The sequence below is a fragment of the bacterium genome, assembly GCA_030654305.1.
GTDB lineage: Bacteria > Krumholzibacteriota > Krumholzibacteriia > LZORAL124-64-63 > LZORAL124-64-63 > PNOJ01.
Map to the genome: position 1 here is coordinate 1 of JAURXS010000378.1, position 5,487 is coordinate 5,487.

Annotated in this window: 5 protein-coding genes and 1 tRNA gene; 4 read left to right on the top strand and 2 right to left on the bottom strand. The window is 70.5% G+C overall.

The window, feature by feature from the left end; genetic code table 11:
- On the bottom strand, nucleotides 1-750 hold a 750-nt coding region (gene tilS / locus Q7W29_10855; GenBank protein ID MDO9172316.1), incomplete at its 3' end, for a tRNA lysidine(34) synthetase TilS.
- A gap of 38 nt (nucleotides 751-788) precedes the next feature.
- Nucleotides 789-865, bottom strand: a tRNA-Met gene (locus Q7W29_10860).
- A gap of 212 nt (nucleotides 866-1,077) precedes the next feature.
- Between Q7W29_10860 and Q7W29_10865 the strand changes: the two genes are divergently transcribed.
- The 4 genes from Q7W29_10865 to Q7W29_10880 all read left to right on the top strand — a co-directional run.
- Entirely contained in the window at nucleotides 1,078-1,773 is a 696-nt protein-coding gene (locus Q7W29_10865; GenBank protein MDO9172317.1) for a YIP1 family protein, read from the top strand.
- Nucleotides 1,774-1,800: 27 nt separating this feature from the next.
- Nucleotides 1,801-3,063, top strand: coding sequence for an efflux RND transporter periplasmic adaptor subunit (locus Q7W29_10870; GenBank protein ID MDO9172318.1), 1,263 nt, complete (start codon nucleotides 1,801-1,803; stop codon nucleotides 3,061-3,063).
- A 3-nt stretch (nucleotides 3,064-3,066) separates the two neighbouring features.
- Nucleotides 3,067-4,296 (top strand): ABC transporter permease, encoded by a 1,230-nt coding sequence (locus tag Q7W29_10875; protein MDO9172319.1) that lies wholly within the window; start codon nucleotides 3,067-3,069, stop codon nucleotides 4,294-4,296.
- The coding region (locus Q7W29_10880) for an ABC transporter permease (protein MDO9172320.1) at nucleotides 4,289-5,487 on the top strand (1,199 nt) is incomplete at its 3' end. The genes Q7W29_10875 and Q7W29_10880, both read left to right, overlap by 8 nt.

Genomic DNA, 5,487 nt, shown 5'->3' on the forward strand with positions numbered 1-5,487 from the left:
CAACTCGACGGCGTCGGCCCGCAGCAGGGCCGCCAGCCGCGCCGGCGTCGCCGCCGCGCCCTCGCCGAAGATGTCCCGCGCCAGCGGCAGCAGTTCGCGCCGCACGCGGCCGCGCACGTTGCTGGCGTCGTCGTTGGTCGCGTCGCGCCGCCAGGGCTGGCCGAGGGCGGCGAGCCAGGCCTCGATCTCGGCGCGGCCGCACCCCAGCAGGGGGTGGACGAAACGGCCGGCGCGGGGGCGGATCCCCTGCAGCCCCACGGGCCCCGTCCCGCGGAACAGGCGCATCACGATGGTTTCGGCCTGGTCGTCGCGCTGGTGCCCCGTGGCGCAGGCGGCCAGCGCCGGCCGCGCGTCCAGGACGCCGGTCAGGAACGCCCGCCGGGCCGCGCGCGCCGCCTCCTCGAGGCCGCGCCCGCGCGCCGCGGCGGCGGGACGGGGGTCTTCCCGTCGCAGGTGCAGCGGGACGTCCAGGCGGCGGCAGAGGTCGCGGCAGAACGCCGCGTCGGCGTCGGCGTCGTCGCCGCGCAGGGCGTGGTCGAGGTGGGCGGCCTCCACCTGGGCGCCGCACCGCTCGCGGTGCAGCACGGCCAGCCGCAGCAGCGCGGTCGAGTCCGCGCCCCCGGAGAGGGCGACCAGCACGCCCGGCTCGCCGTCGCCGACGCCGTGGCGGCGCGCGACGGCACGCAGCAGTCGCGCGAGCTCGGGCAGCGCGCGCGTGGGGAGGGCGGTCGGGTTGTGGTCGGTTGTCATCGGGAGCCGTCGGCGAGGGCCGGGAGAGAAGGAAAGGATGGTAGCGGCTCAGGGATTCGAACCCCGGACACACGGATTATGATTCCGTTGCTCTAACCAACTGAGCTAAGCCGCCACCATATCGTCTGCTTCGCGCGTATCCACATCGGGGCCCGGACGCCGTCCGGGGAACCCCAATTTATAGCCGCGTCCCGCCGCTGTCAAGACGCCGCCGCGCCGCCGCCGGCTCGTCCCTTGACGCCGGGCCGAGCCTGGGCGACCATCGTCGCCGACGCCGCCCGGAGGGTCCGGTGGCGAGAAGGACGGAGACCGCCAGGGAGGCCGGGCATGAGCGATTCCATCGGCAAACGGTTCCTGAACATCGTCACCAACCCGGTCGCGGCCATGGCCGAGGTCAAGGAGAACCCGCGCTGGGTGATCGCCGCCCTGGCCGTGGCGCTCATGCTGGGCCTGTTCGCGGCCGCCACCCTGCAGATCACGGGGCCGGAGCAGCTGGACGTCATGCGCGAGACCCGCTTCGGGAAGATGATGCCCGAAGAGGACCTGGCCGAGATGTACGCGAAGTACGAGACGCCGACCGTCTCCTCACGGGTGATCCAGGGCGTGCAGAGCGGCGTCGGGGCCTCCGTGATGCTGTTCGTCATGGCCCTGATCTACCTGCTGTTCTGCAAGCTGGCCGGCGGGCGCGGCACCCTGCTGCAGACGGCCGGTGTGGTCTACTGGTCCTCGGTGGTCAGCCTGGGCCTCTCCTCGCTGGTCAAATGGCCCCTGGTGCTGGCCAAGGGCTCCTCCAACGGCGTGGCGATCGGCCCGGCGGTGTTCGTGGTCGACCGCGGCCCCACCGACGCCCTGTACCAGCTCCTGTCGATCTTCGACCTGTTCACCGTCTGGGGCGTGCTGCTGATGGTGATCGGCCTGGGCCAGGTCCACGAATTCGCACGCAACAAGGCGACCACCGTCGTCGTAACCACATGGTTGTTCCTCAGCCTGGTGCTGTTCGGCATCGGCCGGCTCTTCCTCTAGTCGTCCGGTGCGAAACGGGAGGCATCCGTGAAGAAGTGGCTCATCATCGGCGCCGCGGTCATCGTGGTCGCGCTGATCGCCGTGAACCTGCTCAGGTCGTCCCAGAAGGCGCTGGGCGTCGAGGCGGGCAAGGTCGCCCGCAAGGATCTCGTGGAGGTCGTCACCGCCTCGGGGACCCTGACCCCCAAGCGCAAGGTCGACGTCAGCGCCTCGACGATCGGCAAGGTGACGCGCCTGGCCGTCCGCGAGGGGGACCGCGTCGAGCAGGGGCAGCTGCTGCTGGAGATCGACCCGACCGAGTTCCGGTCCGTGGTCGACGCCCTGCAGGCCGCCGTGCGCACCGCGCGCGCCAACCTGGACCTGGCCCGCGCCGGCCGCGACAAGTCGCAGCAGGACCTCGAGCGGGCCAGCTCCCTGTTCGGCAGCGGGCTGTCCTCGCAGGAGCAGATCGACGCGGCCGAGGCCAACGCCCGCATCGAGGAGGCCCGCACGGCGTCGGCCGAGGCGACCCTGCGCCAGACCGAGGCCAACCTCGCGAAGGCCCGCTACGACCTCGACAAGGTCACCATCACCTCGCCGATGGCCGGCGTGGTCACGCGCCTGAACGTCGAGGAGGGCGAGAACGCCATCATGGGCACCCTCAACAACGCCGGCACGGTGCTGCTGACGGTGGCCGACCTCGCGACCATGGAGGCCGAGGTCGACGTGGACGAGACCGAGGTCGTGCGCGTGAAGCTCGGCCAGCCGGTCAAGGTGGAGGTGGACGCCTTCCCCGACACCTCCTTCGCCGGCACCGTGACCGAGATCGGCAACAGCCCCATCTACACCAGCACCGGCCAGAGCCAGCAGGCGGTGGACTTCAAGATCACCGTCACGCTCGACGACCCCATCGTGGGCGTGCGCCCCGGCCTGACCGCCAAGGCCGAGATCACCGTGGCCGACGCGAAGCAGGTCCTGTGCGTGCCCATCGGCGCGGTGACCGTGCGCGAGTGGCCGCCCCTGCCCAAGGTCGGCAAGGGCCGGCGCCCCCGCCCGACGACCGCCGCCGCCGACTCGGTCAAGCGCGAGGAGGTCGAGGGCGTCTTCGTGATCGAGGGGGGCAAGGCCGTGTTCAAGACGGTCGAGATCGGCGTCACCGGCGAGGAGGACTTCGAGGTCCTGTCCGGCCTCGTCGAGGACCAGCAGATCGTCACCGGCCCGTTCCGCATCCTGCGCGACCTGCAGCACGAGGAAGCGGTGAAGGTCGACACCAAGAAGAAGGGCGCCGGCGCCGACAAGAAGCAGGACTGATCCATGAACCTGTGGGAAGGGGTCCGCATCGCCCTGTCCAGCCTCTGGACGTACAAGCTGCGGACCTTCCTGACCCTGCTCGGCAACATCGTCGGCACGATGAGCGTCATCGCCGTCGTGTCGCTGATCAACGGCGTGGACCTCTACGCGCGGCGCGAGGTGCTGTCCGAGGGCTCGAACGTGTTCACGGTCTCGCGCGTCAACTTCTTCGACATCCTCACCGACATGGACGCCTTCCTGGCCTCGCTGAACAACCCCGAGCTGACCCTGGAGGACCGCGACTACCTGCGCGAGCACATGCAGATGGCGTCCGAGGTCGGGGCCTCGCTCGAGCGCACGGCCGACCTGCGCGCCGGCGCCAAGGAGTCCCGCGGCATCGAGGTGCGCGGCAAGACGGCCGACTACTCCCTGCTCGAGGACCTGCCCCTGCACAGCGGTCGCCACCTCGCCGAGCGCGACGTGTTCGCCAGCGCGCAGGTCGCGGTGATCGGCTGGGAGGTGGCCCAGGACCTGTTCCCCGGCGTGAGCGACCCCGTCGGGCGCGACTTCAAGCTGTCCGGCCGCCACTTCCGCGTCATCGGCGTCGCCGACGACCGCGGCTCGATGCTGGGCAACAGCCGCAACCGCTTCCTGGTGGTGCCGATCACGGCCTGGATGAAGTCCTTCGGCGGGCGCGAGTCGATCGACATCAAGATCGCGGCCGCGGACCTGCCCCTGCTGGCCGACGCCAAGGAGGAGGCGCGCCACCTGATGCGCCTGCGCCACCAGCTGCGCCCCAAGGAGAAGGACGACTTCGGCATCGTGACCATGGACGAGCTGCTCTCGCTCTGGTCGGGCATCTCCAAGGCCATCTACGGCGCGCTGGTGCCGCTGGTGGGCATCAGCCTGGTGGTGGGCGGCATCGTGCTGATGAACATCATGCTGGTGGCGGTCACCGAGCGGACCCGCGAGGTGGGCATCCGCAAGGCCGTCGGGGCCAGGCGGATGGCGATCCTCTGGCAGTTCCTGGTCGAGTCGATCACCCTGTCGATGACCGGCGGCGTGCTGGGCATCTGCATCGGCCTGGGGCTGGCCCTGCTCATCTCGCTGCTGTCGCCGCTGCCCTTCGCCTTCGCGGGCTGGTCGATCGGCGCGGGGCTGGCCGTGACCTTCGTCATCGGCCTGGTCTTCGGTACCTACCCCGCCTGGAAGGCGGCCGGCCTCGACCCGGTGGAGGCGTTGCGCCATGAATAGCGGCGTCATGCACGCGCAGGAGGGCGTCCGCCAGGCGCTGCTGACCATCCGCGGCCACCGGCTGCGCAGCGTCCTGCTGATCCTGGGCGTGGCCATCGGCGTGGCGACGCTGCTGGCGATCTACACCATCGTCTCGGGCCTGAGCGGTCGCATCCGCAGCGACATCGTCTCCTCGGCCAAGCCCTACCTCTACATCGCCCGGCACTCGGGCCTCGGCGGCGAGGACCCCGAGGAGGCCCTGCGCCGGCCGCAGCTGATGCCGGAGCTGATCCCGCTCCTGGACGCGCTGCCCGGCGTCGACGGCGTGGACTACATGATCACCAGCGGCCGGGCGACGATCCTGACCTACGGCAAGGAGCGCACCAACCTGGTGCAGATCTTCGGCGCCTCGTCGAACTTCGCCACGCTCTACTCGTTCGCCATCGCCGAAGGCCGCTTCTTCACTTTCGACGAGCAGGACTCGCGCAGCCGCGTCTGCGTGCTCGGCAGCGGGCCTGCCGAGGCCCTGTTCCCCGGGATCGATCCGGTCGGCAAATCCCTGCGCCTGTTCGGGGCGGAGTACCGGGTCATCGGCGCCATGGAGAGCCGGCGCCACATCTTCGGCGCGATGGGCGACAACTTCGTCGTGACGCCTTGGACCACCTACGAGAAGGACTTCTCGACCGGCGAGTACGACGACCGCACGCTGGCCGTCACCGTCGCCGACGGCTTCGCGACCGAAGACGTCGCCGCCGACGTCACCGGCGCCCTGCGCCGCGGGCGCGGGCTCAAGCCCGGCGAGAAGGACAACTTCGCGGTCGTCGCCTCGGAGACCTACGGCGAACTCGTCGACAAGGTCACCCAGGGCGTCGCCCTGGTGCTGGTGGTGCTGTCGAGCATCGGTTTGATGGTCGGCGGCATCGGCGTGATGAACATCATGCTGATCTCGGTCACGGAACGCACGAGGGAGATCGGCGTGCGCATGGCCATCGGCGCCCGCCGCCAGGACGTGCTGCGCCAGATCCTGGTCGAAGCCGCCACGCTGACGGCCATCGGGGGGATCATCGGCGTCGTGCTGGGCTACCTCGCGGCCTGGGGCGGCACCAAGGTGCTGCGCTTCCCCTTCGCCCTGAACCCGTGGATCGTGCTGCTCGCGGTGCTGTTCTCCGCGGGGATCGGGATCGTCTTCGGGTTGTACCCTGCCAATCGGGC

Bases quoted from the DNA above. Each gene is read 5' to 3' on its own strand.
- Q7W29_10865 (MDO9172317.1), top strand. From the start codon at position 1,078: ATGAGCGATTCCATCGGCAAACGGTTCCTGAACATCGTCACCAACCCG.
- Q7W29_10875 (MDO9172319.1), top strand. From the start codon at position 3,067: ATGAACCTGTGGGAAGGGGTCCGCATCGCCCTGTCCAGCCTCTGGACG.